Source organism: Streptococcus dentasini (assembly GCF_053206945.1).
On sequence record NZ_JBRUHS010000011.1, the window covers coordinates 20,734 to 37,190 of the forward strand.

The 16,457-nt window shown below is 42.4% G+C and carries 20 protein-coding genes and 1 pseudogene; 17 read left to right on the forward strand and 4 right to left on the reverse strand.

Annotated elements, in window-relative coordinates; genetic code table 11:
* The first annotated feature begins 4 nt into the window (after positions 1–4).
* The 4 genes from ACVR1G_RS08565 (at position 5) to ACVR1G_RS08580 (ending at position 3,362) form a co-directional block, all read left to right on the forward strand.
* Complete coding sequence (locus tag ACVR1G_RS08565) at positions 5–496, forward strand: GNAT family N-acetyltransferase (protein ID WP_447452762.1); 492 nt, start codon at positions 5–7, stop codon at positions 494–496.
* Positions 497–596: 100 nt separating this feature from the next.
* A complete protein-coding gene (gene mltG, locus ACVR1G_RS08570; protein ID WP_447452763.1) occupies positions 597–2,480 on the forward strand; it encodes an endolytic transglycosylase MltG in 1,884 nt (627 codons plus the stop codon).
* 138 nt (positions 2,481–2,618) lie between these two features.
* Positions 2,619–3,104, forward strand: coding sequence for a transcription elongation factor GreA (greA, locus tag ACVR1G_RS08575; RefSeq protein WP_447452764.1), 486 nt, complete (start codon positions 2,619–2,621; stop codon positions 3,102–3,104).
* Between the two features lie 129 nt (positions 3,105–3,233).
* The gene (locus ACVR1G_RS08580) at positions 3,234–3,362 is read left to right on the forward strand and encodes a hypothetical protein (RefSeq protein WP_447452765.1); all 129 of its coding nucleotides are present in this window, start codon (positions 3,234–3,236) and stop codon (positions 3,360–3,362) included.
* 186 nt (positions 3,363–3,548) lie between these two features.
* On the opposite strand, the gene yidC is transcribed toward ACVR1G_RS08580, so the two are convergent.
* Both yidC and ACVR1G_RS08590 read right to left on the reverse strand, forming a co-directional pair.
* Positions 3,549–4,475, reverse strand: coding sequence for a membrane protein insertase YidC (gene yidC / locus ACVR1G_RS08585; protein ID WP_447452766.1), 927 nt, complete (start codon positions 4,473–4,475; stop codon positions 3,549–3,551).
* Positions 4,476–4,556: 81 nt separating this feature from the next.
* Complete coding sequence (locus ACVR1G_RS08590; protein WP_447452767.1) at positions 4,557–4,835, reverse strand: acylphosphatase; 279 nt, start codon at positions 4,833–4,835, stop codon at positions 4,557–4,559.
* A gap of 56 nt (positions 4,836–4,891) precedes the next feature.
* On the opposite strand from ACVR1G_RS08590, the gene ACVR1G_RS08595 reads away from it, so the two are divergent.
* The 3 genes from ACVR1G_RS08595 to ACVR1G_RS08605 are packed head-to-tail and all read left to right on the forward strand — an operon-like array spanning position 4,892 to position 6,890.
* Positions 4,892–5,632, forward strand: coding sequence for a TrmH family RNA methyltransferase (locus ACVR1G_RS08595; protein ID WP_447452768.1), 741 nt, complete (start codon positions 4,892–4,894; stop codon positions 5,630–5,632).
* Between the two features lie 40 nt (positions 5,633–5,672).
* Entirely contained in the window at positions 5,673–6,176 is a 504-nt protein-coding gene (locus ACVR1G_RS08600; protein WP_447452769.1) for an HDIG domain-containing metalloprotein, read from the forward strand.
* 24 nt (positions 6,177–6,200) lie between these two features.
* Positions 6,201–6,890 carry a Bax inhibitor-1/YccA family protein gene (locus ACVR1G_RS08605; RefSeq protein ID WP_447452770.1) on the forward strand — a complete coding sequence of 230 codons (690 nt, stop codon included), beginning with the start codon at positions 6,201–6,203 and terminating at the stop codon, positions 6,888–6,890.
* Positions 6,891–7,015: 125 nt separating this feature from the next.
* Here ACVR1G_RS08605 and ACVR1G_RS08610 read toward each other — a convergent pair whose 3' ends face one another.
* Positions 7,016–7,681 carry a DUF6287 domain-containing protein gene (locus tag ACVR1G_RS08610; protein WP_447452771.1) on the reverse strand — a complete coding sequence of 222 codons (666 nt, stop codon included), beginning with the start codon at positions 7,679–7,681 and terminating at the stop codon, positions 7,016–7,018.
* Between the two features lie 144 nt (positions 7,682–7,825).
* Here ACVR1G_RS08610 and trhO point away from each other — a divergent pair, with 144 nt between their 5' ends.
* From trhO to ACVR1G_RS08630, 4 genes and pseudogenes are all read left to right on the forward strand, one after another.
* Positions 7,826–8,812: an oxygen-dependent tRNA uridine(34) hydroxylase TrhO gene (gene trhO, locus ACVR1G_RS08615; RefSeq protein WP_447452772.1), complete on the forward strand. Its 987-nt coding sequence runs from the start codon at positions 7,826–7,828 to the stop codon at positions 8,810–8,812.
* A 54-nt stretch (positions 8,813–8,866) separates the two neighbouring features.
* Entirely contained in the window at positions 8,867–9,526 is a 660-nt protein-coding gene (locus ACVR1G_RS08620) for a uridine kinase family protein (RefSeq protein WP_447452773.1), read from the forward strand.
* Positions 9,516–9,974: a hypothetical protein gene (locus tag ACVR1G_RS08625; protein WP_447452774.1), complete on the forward strand. Its 459-nt coding sequence runs from the start codon at positions 9,516–9,518 to the stop codon at positions 9,972–9,974. The genes ACVR1G_RS08620 and ACVR1G_RS08625 overlap by 11 nt, the downstream gene beginning before the upstream one ends.
* A gap of 111 nt (positions 9,975–10,085) precedes the next feature.
* Positions 10,086–10,279: pseudogene (locus tag ACVR1G_RS08630) on the forward strand (TfoX/Sxy family DNA transformation protein).
* Between the two features lie 112 nt (positions 10,280–10,391).
* Here ACVR1G_RS08630 and ACVR1G_RS08635 read toward each other — a convergent pair.
* Positions 10,392–10,568 (reverse strand): DUF3042 family protein, encoded by a 177-nt coding sequence (locus ACVR1G_RS08635; protein ID WP_447452775.1) that lies wholly within the window; start codon positions 10,566–10,568, stop codon positions 10,392–10,394.
* Between the two features lie 70 nt (positions 10,569–10,638).
* On the opposite strand from ACVR1G_RS08635, the gene miaA reads away from it, so the two are divergent.
* From miaA to lgt, 6 genes are all read left to right on the forward strand, one after another.
* Positions 10,639–11,535 carry a tRNA (adenosine(37)-N6)-dimethylallyltransferase MiaA gene (gene miaA / locus ACVR1G_RS08640; RefSeq protein ID WP_447452776.1) on the forward strand — a complete coding sequence of 299 codons (897 nt, stop codon included), beginning with the start codon at positions 10,639–10,641 and terminating at the stop codon, positions 11,533–11,535.
* Positions 11,536–11,578: 43 nt separating this feature from the next.
* Positions 11,579–13,711, forward strand: a complete 2,133-nt coding sequence (locus ACVR1G_RS08645) for a Tex family protein (RefSeq protein WP_447452777.1) — start codon at positions 11,579–11,581, stop codon at positions 13,709–13,711.
* The gene (locus ACVR1G_RS08650) at positions 13,698–14,153 is read left to right on the forward strand and encodes a SprT family protein (RefSeq protein WP_447452778.1); all 456 of its coding nucleotides are present in this window, start codon (positions 13,698–13,700) and stop codon (positions 14,151–14,153) included. Before ACVR1G_RS08645 ends, ACVR1G_RS08650 begins: the two co-directional genes overlap by 14 nt.
* 110 nt (positions 14,154–14,263) lie before the next feature.
* On the forward strand, positions 14,264–14,533 hold the full coding sequence (locus ACVR1G_RS08655) for a PspC domain-containing protein (protein ID WP_447452779.1): 270 nt from the start codon (positions 14,264–14,266) through the stop codon (positions 14,531–14,533).
* Between the two features lie 201 nt (positions 14,534–14,734).
* The gene (gene hprK, locus ACVR1G_RS08660) at positions 14,735–15,664 is read left to right on the forward strand and encodes an HPr(Ser) kinase/phosphatase (protein WP_447452780.1); all 930 of its coding nucleotides are present in this window, start codon (positions 14,735–14,737) and stop codon (positions 15,662–15,664) included.
* Positions 15,661–16,446, forward strand: coding sequence for a prolipoprotein diacylglyceryl transferase (gene lgt / locus ACVR1G_RS08665; protein WP_447452815.1), 786 nt, complete (start codon positions 15,661–15,663; stop codon positions 16,444–16,446). The genes hprK and lgt overlap by 4 nt, the downstream gene beginning before the upstream one ends.
* Positions 16,447–16,457: the final 11 nt, after the last annotated feature.

A 16,457-nucleotide genomic window follows, 5' to 3' on the forward strand; every position in this document is an offset into this window, starting at 1 on the left:
AAAGATGATAATTAGACAGGTAAGGCTAGAGGATTACGGTGAAATTATCGATATTGAGGAGAGTAACTTTTCCGCCGCAGAAGCAGCGAGCCCAACTGCTATAAAGGAGCGGCTGGGAAAAATTCCTGATACTTTTTTAATTGCTGAAATAGATGGGCGTGTAGCTGGTTATATTGTAGGCTCAGTGATGCAGAACCGTTATTTGACTGATGAATTATTTAATACAGTGGAGGCTAATCCAGCAGTTGGCGGGTTTATTTTGGTTCAGTCTTTATCGGTTGCTCCCTTCTATCAGGGGCAAGGAATTGGAACCGCCCTTCTCGCAGCGCTTAAGGATTTGGCTGTGGCTCAGGAACGTCAAGGAATCAGTTTGACTTGCCATGGAGAGCTCATTACTTATTATGAGATGAACGGTTTTGCTGATGAAGGTGAATCATCTTCCAAGCACGGTGGTAGTATCTGGTATAATATGGTTTGGGAAATCAATAAGGAATAGCTGTTAACTTGAGGCAAATAGGACAGAGAAACCGTGAAAAGTTGCATTTAACCGTAATTTTAGATATAATGGCGTCTGATAATAATGAGGAGGACAAGCTTTGACCGATTTTAAGGATGATAAGTCAAAATCTATTGGCAATGATTTCAAAGGCCAGATTTTGAGCGAATTAGAAGAAGCCAAGCGTTCAAGGGGTATCCAAGATGACGGAACGGTCCAATCAATTGTCGATAGTCTAGATGCCGACAGTAATCGTGAGATTGATCCTAATTTTAATTGGCAGGAGGCTGCAGCCAAGCTGAAAGAACAAGAGGAGCTAGCAGCTAAATCGGCAGAGGAAGAGCAAAAGCGAGCCTTGGCAGAAGCCGAAGCATTAAAAAAAATTCAAGAGCAGGAACATCTAAAAGAATTGAATTTGTTAGGAGAAAGTGTGCCCGAGGATGACGAGGATTTTGAGGAGGGCAGTGGTTTTGTCAGTAGTCTTCCCACCATGCCATCTGAAGCTCCTGAGATTGCTGATGTCGATTTGTCAGGCTTTACTATTCCAATTCCTATTAAGGATATCAACTCAGCTAGTTCCACTATAGGTTTAGTAAATTCAGAAGATGAGGAGAGAAGCGCAGGCAGCAGCGATAAAGAGTCCTGGGTCGAGTCTGAACATCAAGAAACTGATAGCACTTCGGAATCTAGCAGTTATTCTGACTACGAGTCAGAGCCTGTTTGGTCTGAGGAAACTGATGACAGCGGTTCCGATGAGGATGCTGACGATGAAGAACTTGAGCAAGAATCTAAAGCTTCGCGTAAAAATGTCAAACGTAATAAAAAGAAAAAACGTTTAGCCCGCCGTATCAGTACTTGGATTATCAGTCTTATTTTGTTGATGATGATTGCTGGTGGGGCTTATGGGATCTACTATGTTAAATCCAGCTTGTCACCTGTCAATAGCAAGGCAACGAAGTATGTGACGGTTGAAATACCTAAAGGATCCAGCAGCAAGCAAATTGGTCAAATCTTAGAGAGAAAAGGTTTGATTAAGGATGCTAATGTTTTTAACTACTATACTAAGTTTAAAAATTATAGCAATCTCAAAAATGGTTATTACAATCTCAAAGCTAGTATGAGTGTTGATGAGATAATCAAACAGCTGCAAGCTGGCGGTACGGCTCAGCCTACAGATCCTAACGCAGGTAAAATTGTTATCCCAGAAGGGTATACTGTTGAGCAGATAGCCAAAGCTATCGAAAGTAATGCTAATACTAAAGCAAAAACTGATAAAACACCCTACAATTCTAAAAATTTTCTCAAGTTGATGAAAGATAAAGATTTCGTCAATAAAATGAAGGAGAAGTATCCCAAACTCCTAGCAGATATACCGGATTCCGATAAGGCTAAGTATCAATTGGAAGGTTATCTCTTCCCAGCGACCTATGATTATACAAAGGATGTTAGCTTGGAAGATTTGATTGATCAGATGTTAGGCACTATGGATACTTATCTAGCTGATTATTATGATGCGATTGACCAGTCTAACTATAATGTTAATGAGACGTTAGCTCTTGCTTCTCTGGTTGAAAAAGAAGGGCAGACAGATGATGATCGTCGCAATATCGCTAGTGTCTTTTACAATCGCTTAGATGCTGATATGGAGCTGCAATCCAATATTGCTGTGCTTTATGCTCTTGGGAAATTAGGCGATAAAACATCTCTCAAAGAGGACGCTAATATTGATACCGAAATTGATTCTCCTTACAACGATTACAAACACAAAGGCATAATGCCTGGCCCAGTTGACAGTCCTAGCTTATCGGCAATTGACGCTACTGTTCACCCAGCAGATACCAAATACCTTTATTTTGTTGCTGATGTTGATACTGGTAATGTTTACTATTCTGAGACCTACGAAGATCACCAAAAAAATGTCGAGACTTACGTTAATAAGAAAGTTTCAGACAATAGTGATTCGAGTTCCAGTAAAGAAAAGTAATTGAGAAATGAGATTCAGGAGTCTGTGATGGTTGTTTCCAGACTTCTGTTTCTGTGTTAGACTTGTTTGAAGAAGCAGGCGGGAATAGTCCCAGTCTCCTTTATAGAATATTACATTAAAATAGAAAAGAGAATAAAAATGGCAGAAAAAACTTATCCAATGACTCTTGATGAGAAAGAAAAACTTGAACAGGAATTAGAAGATTTGAAACTTGTTCGCCGTCCAGAAGTTGTGGAACGTATCAAAATTGCTCGTTCTTACGGAGACCTCTCTGAGAATTCAGAATATGATGCTGCTAAGGACGAACAAGCTTTTGTTGAAGGGCAGATCCAAATTTTAGAAACTAAGATTCGCTATGCTGAAATTATTGACAGTGATGCCGTCGCTTCTGACGAAGTCGCTATTGGTAAGACCGTCGTAGTACAAGAAGTTGGCACCAAGGATACAGATACTTATTCTATTGTTGGGGCTGCTGGAGCTGATGTCTTTGCCGGTAAGATTTCTAATGAAAGTCCAATTGCCCAAGCTCTTATTGGTAAAAAAGTGGGTGACACGACCACCATTGAATCGCCAGCTGGTAGCTATGATGTTGAGATTATTAGTGTTAATAAAACAACAGATTAAAAAACATAATAGAAAACGGGTGGATTTTCGCTGATATAATTTTTCTGCCCTTGGTTGAGTCTGAGAGTTTTTGAATCTCAGGCTTTTTTTGTTCTTAAGAAGTATCATTAGCTTCAGATCTAGCTTTTAGTGGGATGCCTAAAAGCTTATGCCGTAGAAGGTGGTAGCTTTGCTGATTTCTTTAATGCAGCTTCTGAGGGAGCTCTCATCGGAGGTGTAGGAGGAGCCGTCACTGGTGGTTTAAATTATTTAATTTAATCAATCATAGCTAGTAATATAAAAACAATTAATCCTATTTTCTAATCTGAAATACAAGAAAAACATATCTGTTGGATCTAGTACACTGGTAACAAGAGTGTTTTTGTTGGAAATAATATAAAACTCCCTAGGTCGTAAGAATAATCACACCTACGACATAGGGAGCTCTTTTATGGAATGGGAAGACTATTTTTTATGTTTTTGCTTACCAGCGTTACGTTTGCGATTTTTAGTCGTCAGAGCTTGCTGAGATTGTTCAGCTTGCTTAGGTGTAACATCCTTACGAACAGAGGCGGCACTTTTAGGAGCTTTCGGTGGGTTCTGCTTGAATTCTTCTTCGACTTGTTTCTTCAACTTTGGTTTGATGAGGTAGTTGGTAATCAGCTGCTGTAAAATGGAGAAGATCCCGCCGACAAACCAATAGAGAACGACAGCCGATGGCTGAGCTAGACCAAAGAAAACCATCATCAGCGGTGTCATATACATGGTCATTCCAGCTTGTTGGCGCTGCTCTTCTGGCATCTGCTGGACAGCCATCCACGATTGGATAAGATAGAGACCAGCAATAATAATCATCAGGGGAATATCTCGATGGCCAAGGTTGAACCAAAGGAAATCTGAATCAAGAACACCTGGTGTATAGCGGGCTGCAAAGTACATGGCAGAGAAAAAAGGCAGCTGAATTAGGAGCGGCAGACATCCGATCCCCCCCAGCATGCTGACGCCGTTTTCGCGGTTAGCAGCTAGAAGCTCAGTTTGAGCAGCCATTTTTTCCTCTTGGGTTGTCGCTTCCTTCAATCGTTTATTGATAGGTTCAAAGATTGGTGCCAAATGCTCACGTTTAGCAGTCTGGTAAGCAGCACTGCGCGATTGGTGCAAGCCAAGCGGTAGAATTAGGAGGCGAACTAAGACAGTGACAAGAATGATTCCCAGTCCAAAACCGAGACCGAGATCATCGGCGAAATAAGTGATAAGGTGTCCCATCGGTCGACCGATAGTATTCCAAATAGTTCCGGTCGGTTTGCCATTTGAGACACGAACACAACCCGACAGGAGAAGGAGTGTAGACAAACTTATCCCTGCCAACAGTAGACGTTTTATAGTTTTTTTCACAATAAATTCCTCTGATTTTAGTAATACTGTTCTATTTTACTTTTTTTTAGGTAAATTCACAATACTTCTAGAGAAGGATTTTTAATTAGCCATACGAAAATCTGTAAAATCTTCAAAATTAGCCATGCTAACATCTAAATAGGTCACGTTAGACCACGGTGAAGGGCCTTTTCTAATTTCTTGGATAAATTTGGCCAATTTAGCATTATCATTGGACTGAGCTAAGATTTCAACGGTTCCGTCATCCTTATTCCAGACACGTCCATAAATATCACCAATTTCCTTAGCAAGATTAAAGGTAGAGTAGCGGAAACCAACTCCTTGTACGCGCCCCGAGGCAATCATTCTGACTTTCTTCATAAAAATTCCTCCTTTTGACCGAGCTTGACTTTCTCAAGATATGCTATAATAATTATATGATTATTATAACCTCAAAAGCCAATAATCTCATCAAAAAGACAAAGAAACTGCTCCAAAAAAAATATCGCAAGCAGTCTTATCTGATAGAAGGTTGGCATCTCTTTGAAGAAGCCAAGCGTAGCGGAGCCGTTTTTGAGCATATTTTTGTTGTAGAGGAGCAGGCTGATAAGGTTGCTAATCATGAAGGTGTGACTTTTGTGACGCCAGAGGTGCTTAGAGAATTATCTGAAAGTCCGACACCGCAAGGAATTGTTGCTGAGGTTCGTATGGCTTCTCAAACTCTTCCGTTAAAGCTCAAAGGACCCTATCTGATTTTAGAAGATATCCAAGATCCTGGTAATTTAGGAACGATGATTCGTACAGCTGATGCAGCAGGTTTTGAGGCTGTCTTTATTTCTGATAAGTCCGCTGATATTTATAATCAAAAGACCCTGCGTTCCATGCAAGGGAGTCATTTTCATCTCCCTATTTATAAAGGAAGGGTTTTAGATTTTGTAGCAGCTTGTAAAACAGCTGGTGTTAAGATCATTGCGACAACTTTGGCCAGTAATTCTTTGGACTATCAGGCTGTGAAGGCTGGTGAGCATTTTGCCATTGTCATGGGGAATGAAGGCCAAGGAATTTCGGAGCTGATAGCTGAGGAAGCTGATATCTTGGCTCATATCACTATGCCAGGTGGAGCTGAGAGTCTCAATGTTGCTGTTGCTGCAGGGATTATAATGTTTCAGTTTATTTAGGAATTTCCTGCTAGTCAGTTAGCAAAGGAGTAAGCAGTTTATGAAACGTTACGAAAAAGATAAAGAATTTATGGCAATTGTTGGCCATTTAATTGAACACCCTAGGTTTCAAAGGCTAGATAAGATTACCCATCACCACTATTCGACACGAATGAAACATTCTATCAATGTGGCTTATTCCAGTTATCGCTTAGCGAAGAAGCTGGGGTGGGATGCGAAGGCAACAGCTAGAGGTGGACTCTTGCATGATTTCTTTTACTATGATTGGCGTGAAACCAAGTTCAATAAGAGCCATGCTTGGGTTCATCCACGAATTGCTGTACGCAATGCTAATAAGTTAACAAGACTTAATAAGAAAGAGAGGGACATTATTCTCAAACATATGTGGGGAGCAACGATTGCCCCGCCTCGTTATAAAGAATCTTATATTGTCACTTTTGTTGATAAGTACTGGGCTATCAAAGAAGGTGCTTATCCTATGCGTCAGCGCTTTAAAAATCGTAAGATTTTTAATCGTAAGCAATTAGGTTCACACAACCATTAATTAGAATGAAGGAGATTATCTATTATGGACTCACAAACAATTATTACTCAGGCCGACACTGGTTTAAGTCGATTTTTTGCTAAAATTTACGGTTTAGTTGGTTTTGGTATTGGCCTGTCTGCTATTGTTGCAGCACTTATGCTCTATGTTTTCCCTGAGAATATGGCTGCTATTCTCTACAACGCTCCCTACGTTTACTGGGGGGCCCTTATCGTGGAATTGCTCCTAGTTGTCTTTGCTTCAGGGGCGGCTCGTCGCAATAGTCCACTAGCTCTGCCGCTCTTTTTGATTTACTCGGCTTTAAACGGCTTTACTATGAGTTTTTTGGTGGCTATGTATACCCAATCTACAGTCCTAGCTGCCTTCGTCAGTTCGGCCTTGGTGTTCTTTGTCATGGCTTTAATTGGGGCGACAACTAAAAAGGATTTATCTGGTATGGCCAAGGCTCTGATAGCTGGTTTGATCGGTATTATCATTGCAAGTGTCGTCAATATATTTATCGGTTCAGGCCCCTTTTCCTTCCTGATTAGTCTTGTGTCTGTTGTGGTATTCTCAGGGTTGATCGCCTATGATAACCAGTTGATTAAGCGAGTTTACGGACAGACCCGCGGTCAGGTGACAGATGGCTGGGCAGTTTCTATGGCTCTTAGTCTTTATTTAGATTTCATCAATCTGTTTATCAATATTTTGCGTATCTTTGGTAGTCGTAACTAGTAACTGTTTTGCCTTGATGCAAACCCCTCCCTTGAAGTAATCCAAGAGAGGGGTTTTATTTTGTACAACAGTAGTAAACATTGTCCTGCATAGGATTAGGCTTATCAGATCCTAGTGGGTCATCATTAATTTAAGCCTTCATAGTCTGCAGAGGTTTTATAGAGTACTTGATTCTTGAACTGATCACTCCCCCCTTCATCTAAGACATCGCTGGCGGCAGTGACTAAGCGATTGCGACTGTTATCAGATGTGTCGGCGCCACTTTGAAAATGACGATCAGGAATCCTTTCACCGGCGCTATACATTAGTATTCCTAGGCTGGTACCGTCTTCGTAAGTCACCATCATCAGTGCTTCTCCTTTACCATCTCGTGTGACGGTTATGCTAGCAGGAGTACCTAAAATATTGGCACTGCCATCCGGAGCGATGATAAGAGTGCGTCCATTTGCATCAGACCAAGTTCCTGCTAAGCTGGAGAAGTCTCCACTTGCTAGAGCATGGTAGTCAAAAGCTGGTTCTGCTGACTGCCCCTGCTCCGTCTTATTAGTATTTTTACTATCCTTACTTTCGTAGCTGCCTGAGTTCTCTGACTTATCTGGAGAGGGTGCTGTCTGGCTGGAAGATTTAGATGCACTAGAATTTTTGCTTCTGGAAGATGAGCGGCTGGTCTGGCTAGTCTTAGGACCATGGGCAGCCTGACTATCTTGCTTCTGACTTTGGATCCCCCAGATACTTAAGGCCAGAATGATAATTGTTAGGCCAGAGATCATAAAAGTTATTTTTTTCTTCATGATATTCTCCTCTGCAGCCCATCATACTATTTTTTATATGGGATGTAAAATAATTTCGGTAGTTTCGACTGGGCACATGTTTGGTCAAATGCTACCCTAGCATGGTATAATGAAGGTCATCTTATTTAAGAAACGAGGATAACAATGTCAAACGATATTCGTGTTCTACTTTATTATAAATATGTCCCCATCGAAAATGCAAAAGCATATGCTCAAATCCATCTTGATTTTTGTAAATCTATTGGCTTGAAAGGACGTATTTTGATTGCGGATGAGGGTATCAACGGGACTGTTTCTGGTGATTTTGAAACGACCCAAAAATACATGGACTGGGTGCACTCGGATGAGCGTTTTGCAGACCTCTGGTTCAAAATTGACCAAGAGCCCCGGGATGCCTTCAAAAAGATGTTTGTTCGTTATAAAAAAGAAATTGTCCACCTAGGTTTAGAGGACAATGATTTTGATAGCGATATTAACCCACTTGAAACAACGGGTGAGTATCTCAATCCGCAACAATTCAAGGAAGCTCTTCTTGATGAGAATACAGTGGTCCTAGATACACGCAATGATTATGAGTACGATCTTGGACATTTCAAGGGAGCCATTCGTCCAGATATTCGTAACTTCCGCGAGTTGCCACAATGGGTTCGTGACAACAAGGAGAAATTCATGGAGAAACGTGTGGTGGTCTACTGTACCGGTGGTGTCCGCTGTGAGAAATTCTCAGGTTGGATGGTCCGTGAGGGCTTCAAGGATGTGGGCCAGCTCCACGGTGGTATTGTAACCTACGGTAAAGATCCTGAAGTACAAGGCGAACTGTGGGAAGGAGCCATGTATGTCTTTGATGAGCGGATTTCAGTACCAATCAACCGTGTCACCCCAACCATCATCAGTAAGGACATGTTTGATGGCACACCATGTGAACGTTATGTTAATTGTGCCAATCCATTCTGTAATGAACAGGTCTTCATGACCGAAGAGAACGAGCATAAGTATGTCCGTGGCTGTTCTGCAGAATGCCGTGCTCATGCGAAAAACCGCTATGTCGCAGAGCATGGATTGACCCATGAAGAATGGGCAGCCCGTTTAGCGGAAATTGGAGAAGAATTGCCAACAAACGTTGGTGTCTAGTCCAAAGGAAAGCAAATCAGTCAACTGGTTTGCTTTTTCTGTTATACTATAGTTATGGAAGAAACGATAGAGAAGATTATTAGTTTTGCTGAGGAAGACCAACGAACTGTCGTTCGCATCTGCGGGCATGGGGCTTCGGGCAAGTCCACCTTTGCCAAGGCCTTGCAGGCGGCCTTTCCAGAAGGTAGGAGCCAAATTATTGGAACCGATGCCTATATCGTGTCCAATCCGACTAGTCAGAAGGTTTACTTGCAAGATGATGATGGCCAGATAGGAACCTTGACAGCCTGTCACCCTGCCCGTCACGATGTGGATAGTCTGAGGAGAGACTTGACCATGCTGGCGCGTGGGATGGATGTTTTGACTATCGATACCCCTTGGTCGCCTGAGTATCTCTTGCAGGCGGCTTGTCCTGTCACCATCGTCGTGGGGATGACACCGACCTTTTTAGAGCCGAGGTTGTTTGATTTATCCATCTTTATCTACACAGATTCGGAGACGGAGTTGGCGCGCCGTTTGGAGCGTGACACAGCCCTTCGTGGTCGCAGTCCTCGCTTTATCCAAGAAACTCACCAGCACCGTCGCAGGCAGTATGACCTCTATATGGCAGGTTACCAACAGGATTTTGACTTAGTTATTAATCAGTCTGGGAACGGTTTTGTGGTAGAGACCTGCTCTTTTCCTAGACTTAGAAAGGATTGTCATGGTAGTTAAAACCTTTACCCTCAGTAGCCGTTTTGAAGCATCATCTGAGACTGTGATTGATCTGGTCAAGCGGCCAGATACGCTCTTTTATGTTGCTTCCCCTCTTGTGGTTTTCAAACCTGTATCTGAGGCTACTCTGCCTCAATATTGGCAGGAGGGGACCTACTGGATGAGACTCTATCTCGTTGGTTTTTTGCCCATGGGCAGGCAGGCCGTTGTCATTTCTTATCCGTCGAGTAGACCATTTAGAATGCTTGATGATGGTCGCAGTTATTTGATAAAGAAATGGCACCATCTGATTGAGGTGGAGGCGGATGGTCACGGAACGATTTACCGAGACCATCTCGAGATTGATGCAGGCTGGTTGACGCCAGCAGTTCTTGCCTTTGCTAAAGTGTTTTACCGCCACCGCCAGTCTAGATGGCAAGATTACTTAGAGCAACAAGCGATGGAGTAGATCGTGGATAACTGAGATAAGATGATGGGAGGAACAACGATGTCATCAAATCAGAATAAGCAGTTACAAGACCTTGCCAGTTGCTGTAACCTTGGTCCCAAATCGGCAGAGATGTTAAAAAAAGCAGGAATAAGTAGCACAAGCCAGCTAGCAGAACTTGGGGCTGTGCAGGTTTTCTAAGCGTGAAAAAGGCTGGTTGTAAGCCATCACTCAATCTTTTATGGGCGCTTGAAGGTGCGCTAACGGACAGGGATTGGCGGGATATTTATGGTAGTGAATCAGAAACCTTGAAAGAAGCCCTCTAAAGGTTTTTCGTCTTATTGTCATTAACTGGTTCTTGGTCAACGGCATTGGTCGGTGAAAAGTTTATTAGAAAAAAGGAATGATAAAAAAACACGGTCCCTAAGGGGCTGTGTTTTAACGTGCGATGCGTTTCCTTGCAGCTTTTTTACGATTTTCTTCGATGAAGGCTGCTTTCTTTTCTTCTGGTTCGATAATTGTTTTCTTAACAGCGAATACAGCACCAGCAACGGTAGCAGCTGTACCGATAACACCTGTCGCCAGACCACGAGCAAAAGCATGTTTCTTAGCCATAATGGAGTCTCCTTTTCTTCTTATGTTATAATATATACTAGCAAATTCTCGTTTATTTTCAAGGAAAAAGATGCAAACAAAAATCATTGTAGTAGCAGGTCCAACAGCTGTTGGAAAGACGGCCTTGGGCCTTAATTTAGCCCAAACATTTAATGGTGAGATTATTAGTGGAGATAGCCAGCAGGTTTATCGCTTTCTAGATATCGGAACAGCTAAGGTTAGTTCAGAGGAACAGGCCTTGATTCCTCATCATCTAGTAGATGTTCGAAATCCTGACGAAACATACTCTGCCTATGATTTTGTAACAGAGGCTAAGGAGGCGATCGCTGATATTACTAATCGTGGGAAACTGCCGATTATTGTTGGAGGGACTGGATTATATCTGCAGAGTCTTTTGGAAGGCTACCACCTAGGTGGTTCTGTTGATCAGCAAGCAGTTCTTGATTATCGCAAAGTTTTAGAGCTGATGAGTGATGATCAGCTTCGAATCGAGTTGACAAAGCTAGGCACGATTCCTTCGGAACCCAATCGCAGGCGGCTTATCCGAGCTCTAGAGCTAGCTAAATTTGGTCGTGATTTAAAAAATCGTCCATCTAATTATGATGCTTATATCATTGGATTGAATGATGAACGCCAGCGCCTGTATGAGCGTATTAATCAGCGTGTTGATGCTATGATGAATCAAGGCTTGCTTGAGGAGGCCAAGTGGCTCTACGATCATTATCCCGATGCTCAGGCAGCCAGAGCTATTGGCTATAAGGAATTTTTCCCCTACTTTAAAGGGGAGCAGGATTTATCAGGAGCAGTTGATAAACTTAAGCAGAATACTCGACATTTTGCTAAACGTCAGTTGACTTGGTTTCGCAATCGTATGGCAGTTGATTTCTATGACGTTTCCGACCCTCGCGTTCAAGAGACTATTGAGGCAGCGATTCGTACATTTTTAGAGAAAAAAATTGGGGAATAGGCTGGTCTTGTCTCTCTAGGTTTATGGTATAATGAATAACGTTATGGAAAATTCAAATATGACAATGATTGCTCAAGAACTGGGTATTAAAGAAAAGCAAGTTCAGGCTGTGTTAGAACTGACAGAAGAAGGTAATACAATTCCCTTTATTGCGCGTTATCGTAAGGAGAAAACTGGAAATCTTGATGAAGTTCTGATTAAGTCTATTATTGATACGGATAAATCTCTGAGTGCCTTAGCGCAACGTAAGGAGAGTGTCTTAGCTAAGATTGAAGAGCAAGGTAAGCTGACGCCAGAACTCAAACAGGCTATAGAGTCTGCCGAAAAGTTGGTAGAAGTTGAAGAGCTCTACTTGCCTTATAAGGAGAAGCGTCGTACGAAGGCGACTATTGCTCGTGAAGCAGGCTTAGCAGGCTTGACCCGCCTCATTTTACAAGACAAGACTGACTTAGAAAAGCAAGCAGAAAGTTTCGTTAGTGAAGCCTTTCCAACGGTAGAAACGGCTCTAGCTGGAGCGATAGATATCTTGATTGAAGTTCTTTCTGAGGACAATCGCTTGCGTTCTTGGACCTATAATGAAATTTGGCAGTACAGTCGTCTATGTTCCCAACTAAAAGATGAGTCCGTCGATGAGAAACAGGTATTTCAGATTTACTATGATTTTTCAGAAAAAATTTCGGAAATTCAGGGTTATCGCGTACTTGCCCTTAATCGTGGCGAAAAATTGGGAGCACTCAAGGTAACATTTGAACACCATATTGATAAAATTATCCGTTTCTACGAAGCGCGTTTTAAGGTTAGGAACAGCTATATTGACGAAGCAATCAGCAAAGCTGCTAAAACTAAGATTATTCCAGCTATGGAACGCCGCATTCGTACAGAGTTGACAGAAAGTGCAGAGGATGGGGCTATTCAGCTATTTTCTGATAATCTTCGCCACCTGCTTTTAGTTTCTCCTCTTAAAGGGAAAGTTGTACTAGGGTTTGACCCTGCCTTTCGAACTGGAGCAAAGTTAGCTGTTGTTGATCAAACTGGCAAACTCTTGACAACTCATGTTATTTATCCAGTAGCTCCTGCTAGTCAGGCTAAGATTGAAAAGAGTAAAGCGGAATTAGCTGAGCTGTTGCAGGCCTATCAGGTAGAAATTATTGCTATTGGAAACGGTACAGCTAGTCGCGAAAGTGAAGCCTTTGTTGCAGAAGTGCTTAAAGACTTCTCTGATGTCTCTTATGTTATCGTCAATGAAAGCGGAGCATCCGTGTATTCCGCTTCGGAGTTGGCACGTCAAGAGTTTCCCGAATTAAGTGTAGAGAAGCGATCGGCCATTTCCATTGCCCGTCGTTTGCAGGATCCTTTGGCAGAGCTGGTAAAAATTGATCCAAAATCAATTGGTGTCGGCCAGTATCAACACGATGTCAGTCAAAAGAAACTTTCGGAAAATCTTGATTTTGTGGTTGACACAGTGGTGAACCAAGTTGGGGTTAACGTTAATACAGCTAGTCCAGCCCTCTTATCACATGTATCAGGACTCAATAAGGCTATTTCTGAAAATATTGTTAAATTTCGCGAGGCTAACGGTCGCCTGACTTCACGCCAACAAATAAAAGAAGTTCCCCGTTTGGGTGATAAAGCCTTTGAGCAGGCGGCTGGTTTCTTACGTATTCCTAATGGTAGTAATGTGTTAGATAATACGGGTGTTCATCCAGAGTCCTATCCAGCGGTTGAAGAGCTGTTTAACCGTCTGGTCATCGAGGATTTGGATGATGAAGCCAAGGAAAAATTGGCAGCTGTTGATATTGTTGATATGGCAGCTAATTTAGGATTGGGACAGGAAACTCTGCAGGATATTATTGCTGACTTGCTCAAACCAGGTCGCGATTTGCGAGATGACTTTGAAGCACCAACTTTGCGGCAGGATGTTTTAGATTTAAAAGATTTAGAAATTGGTCAGCAGCTAGAGGGAACAGTCCGTAATGTCGTGGATTTTGGGGCTTTTGTAGATGTCGGTGTGCATGAGGATGGTCTTATCCATATTTCTGAAATGTCCAAGAACTTTGTTAAGCACCCTAGTCAAGTGGTTTCTGTAGGTGATATTGTGACTGTCTGGGTCTCCAAGGTCGACTTGGATCGCGAAAAACTAAATCTTTCTCTGGTGGCTCCGCGTGAAACTGATTGATTATGTCAAACAGGTATCTCTAGAAGATTTTGGTTTGCCTTTTGTTCATGAGGCTACCTGGAATAAGCGGCTGCGTTCCACTGGTGGGCGTTTCTTTCCCAAGGATGGCCATTTGGATTTTAATCCTAAAATGTACGAAAAATTGGATAGGAAAACCTTTCGTCAAATTGTACGACATGAACTCTGTCATTACCATCTCTACTTTGCTGGTAAGGGCTATAAGCATGGGGATGCTGATTTTAAACGTTTGCTCAGGGAGGTAGGCGGTTTGCGCTATGCTCCTGCGAGTCATCCTTCCCCCTCTTATTGCTATCAGTGTCAGAGCTGTGGGCAGCTGTATTTTAGGCAGCGTCGAGTCAATCTTCAGAAATTTCGCTGCGGTCGTTGCCACGGGACACTTATACTGTTACCATCGGATTTTAGCTGTAAAAATCAGCCCTAGGGCTGATTTTATTTTGCTATCAAGATAGTATACTATTTAGTAAAGTAAGGGGAGTGTGGGATAGTAACAGGAATTCATCACTCCATAGTTTAGGAAGCGAGGAAACTCGGATGACAGAATTTTATAAAAAGCGGCAGGGTCGGATATTATGCGGTGTCCTAGCTGGCTTGTCAGAGAAGTTTGGTTGGGATATTACTTTAGCGCGCGTGCTCTTTGCGGTATTTGCTTACTTTACAGGTGGCTTTGGTATCTTTCTTTACATCCTATTAGCGGTTTTGCTTCCTAATAAAGAGGATATTGAGCGCGATAAATATGGTACAGGTCCCAGACGCCGAAAAGATGCAGAAGTTGTCGACGATGATCATAAGTGGTTTTGGTGAATCGTATTAAGAGAGTTGGGTTTCCAGCTCTTTTGTTTTATTCAAATAATTTTTGGATTTACTTGTTTTTGCTAGAATACTAGTTTTATCTGGATTTAGTCGCTTCGAAACTAACAGTCAGCAATAGATGTATATTAGCCCTTTAGCCTTACTCAGCTTTTATGATATAATAAGGCTATTAAATAGAAATGAGAAAAGCCTATGACTGTTACTGTTGATATGCTAGCTAAAAAGGTTAAGTTGGAAGCGGTATATACCCAGCCAGAATTCTTGCAAAAAGAAATTACGACTTCGGATATTTCGCGTCCAGGCTTGGAGTTAACTGGGTACTTCGACTATTATTCGCCTGAGCGTGTTCAGTTGATGGGGATGAAGGAATGGTCCTACATGATGGCTATGACCTCTCACAACCGTTATTCAGTTTTACGAGCTATGTTTCGCCCCGAAACACCAGCTTTAGTGGTTGCTCGTGACTTGGAAATTCCTGAGGAACTGCTGAAAGCCGCCCAAGAAGGTGAGACTCCTATTTTTCAGTCTCATCAGGCAACATCCAGTATCTCAGGAGACATGTCTTGGTACCTCAATTCTTGTCTAGCTGAACGTACCAGCGTTCATGGTGTTCTCGTTGATATTTATGGCATGGGAGTTCTTATTCAGGGAGATTCCGGCATCGGTAAGAGCGAAACTGGCTTGGAACTGGTTAAGCGTGGCCATCGCCTTGTGGCTGATGATCGCGTGGATATCTATGCTAAAGATGAGGAAACACTTTGGGGGGAACCGGCTGAGATTTTACGCCACCTTTTGGAGATTCGAGGGGTCGGTATTATTGATGTAATGAGCCTTTACGGTGCTAGTGCTGTCCGTAATTCTTCTCAAGTGCAGCTGTCCATTTATCTAGAGAATTTTGAGAAAGGTAAGGTCTTTGATCGCTTAGGCAACGGCAATGAAGAAATTGAATTACAAGGAGTTAAAATTCCGCGGGTGCGTATTCCTGTTAAAACAGGTCGTAATGTATCGGTTGTAATTGAAGCAGCGGCTATGAATCAGAGGGCTAAGCAGATGGGCTTTGATGCGACAAAAACTTTTGAAGATCGTCTAACCAGCCTGATTAGCCAGAATGGTGAGAACTGATGGATCCAATAGCTTTTCATTTTGGTCCGATAGTCATTCGTTGGTATTCCCTTTGTATTGTAACAGGCATGGTGGCAGCTGTTTGGCTGGCAATGAGAGAAGCACCCCGTAAAGGAATGACGTCGGATGATATTATAGATTTTATTTTAATCGCTTTTCCTTTAGCTATTGTCGGTGCACGGCTCTACTATGTGGCCTTTGACTGGGATTATTATGCGAGTAACCCACTAGAAATTCTTGCCACTTGGCATGGTGGAATCGCTATCTATGGAGCCCTTCTAACAGGAGTTGCAGTCATGCTGATCTTTGCTCATTGGCGAAAGATTATTGTCTATGATTTCTTGGATATTGCTGCGCCAGGCGTTATGCTGGCTCAGAGTTTAGGTCGCTGGGGCAATTTTTTCAATCAGGAAGCTTATGGCAAGGCGGTGGTCCACCTTAATTATCTACCCAAATTTATTCAAAAGCAGATGTACATTGAGGGGAATTATCGAGTTCCTACTTTCTTATATGAATCCCTTTGGAACTTGCTCGGTTTTGCTATCATTATGAGTTTGCGCCATCGTCCTAAGTTACTGCGGCGAGGGGAGGTAGCGTGGTTTTATCTCATTTGGTACGGTTGCGGTCGCTTTATCATTGAAGGTTTGCGGACTGATAGTCTTATGTGGGGCGGATTGAGAGTGTCGCAGTGGCTTTCGGCCCTCCTTGTCTTAGTAGGAATTGCCATGACTATTCATGGACGTAGGATAGGGCGACAGCCCTACTATCAAGAAACAGAATAAAATTTTACAAT

Bases quoted from the DNA above. Each gene is read 5' to 3' on its own strand.
- ACVR1G_RS08565 (WP_447452762.1), top strand. From the start codon at position 5: ATGATAATTAGACAGGTAAGGCTAGAGGATTACGGTGAAATTATCGAT.
- greA (WP_447452764.1), top strand. From the start codon at position 2,619: ATGGCAGAAAAAACTTATCCAATGACTCTTGATGAGAAAGAAAAACTT.
- ACVR1G_RS08590 (WP_447452767.1), bottom strand. From the start codon at position 4,835: ATGAAGAAAGTCAGAATGATTGCCTCGGGGCGCGTACAAGGAGTTGGT.
- ACVR1G_RS08595 (WP_447452768.1), top strand. From the start codon at position 4,892: ATGATTATTATAACCTCAAAAGCCAATAATCTCATCAAAAAGACAAAG.
- ACVR1G_RS08600 (WP_447452769.1), top strand. From the start codon at position 5,673: ATGAAACGTTACGAAAAAGATAAAGAATTTATGGCAATTGTTGGCCAT.
- ACVR1G_RS08605 (WP_447452770.1), top strand. From the start codon at position 6,201: ATGGACTCACAAACAATTATTACTCAGGCCGACACTGGTTTAAGTCGA.
- ACVR1G_RS08610 (WP_447452771.1), bottom strand. From the start codon at position 7,681: ATGAAGAAAAAAATAACTTTTATGATCTCTGGCCTAACAATTATCATT.
- trhO (WP_447452772.1), top strand. From the start codon at position 7,826: ATGTCAAACGATATTCGTGTTCTACTTTATTATAAATATGTCCCCATC.
- ACVR1G_RS08620 (WP_447452773.1), top strand. From the start codon at position 8,867: ATGGAAGAAACGATAGAGAAGATTATTAGTTTTGCTGAGGAAGACCAA.
- ACVR1G_RS08625 (WP_447452774.1), top strand. From the start codon at position 9,516: ATGGTAGTTAAAACCTTTACCCTCAGTAGCCGTTTTGAAGCATCATCT.
- ACVR1G_RS08635 (WP_447452775.1), bottom strand. From the start codon at position 10,568: ATGGCTAAGAAACATGCTTTTGCTCGTGGTCTGGCGACAGGTGTTATC.
- miaA (WP_447452776.1), top strand. From the start codon at position 10,639: ATGCAAACAAAAATCATTGTAGTAGCAGGTCCAACAGCTGTTGGAAAG.
- ACVR1G_RS08645 (WP_447452777.1), top strand. From the start codon at position 11,579: ATGGAAAATTCAAATATGACAATGATTGCTCAAGAACTGGGTATTAAA.
- ACVR1G_RS08655 (WP_447452779.1), top strand. From the start codon at position 14,264: ATGACAGAATTTTATAAAAAGCGGCAGGGTCGGATATTATGCGGTGTC.
- hprK (WP_447452780.1), top strand. From the start codon at position 14,735: ATGACTGTTACTGTTGATATGCTAGCTAAAAAGGTTAAGTTGGAAGCG.